Below are 406 nucleotides of genomic sequence, written 5' to 3'. Positions count from 1 at the left end.
GCTCAGCGCCGGCCGAGCGGTGACCGTCGCTGCGACCGATGAGGGCGCAGTCGCCCACGTGTCCTGCGGCCAGCCGATTCCGAACCAGTGGGCCGTGATCGCCAGCCCCGACGGTGACGAACTGGCCGACCGCACCGTCGGCGAAATCTGGTTGCACGGCAACAACGTCGGGCAGGGGTACTTCGGCCGGCCCGATGAGAGTGAGCGGGTGTTCGGCAACAAGCTGCAGACCCGCCTCGAGACCGGCAGCCACGCCGAGGGCGTACCGGACAACGGCCATTGGCTGGCCACCGGCGACCTCGGCGTCTACATCGACGGCGAGCTGTACCTCACCGGCCGGATCAAGGACATGATCCTGATCGACGGCCGCAACCACTACCCGACCGACATCGAGACCACCGTCAGC

At 68.2% G+C, this 406-nt stretch carries 1 pseudogene; it reads left to right on the top strand.

The annotated features are described in order from the left end of the window. Positions 1–94: 94 nt before the first annotated feature. Positions 95–406, top strand: a pseudogene (locus tag RM704_RS44915) (fatty-acid--CoA ligase); the annotation flags it as partial.

The organism is Streptomyces gottesmaniae (assembly GCF_031845845.1).
GTDB classification, from domain to species: Bacteria; Actinomycetota; Actinomycetes; order Streptomycetales; family Streptomycetaceae; genus Streptomyces; species Streptomyces akebiae.
This window is presented reverse-complemented; position numbering and strand designations above follow the sequence as displayed.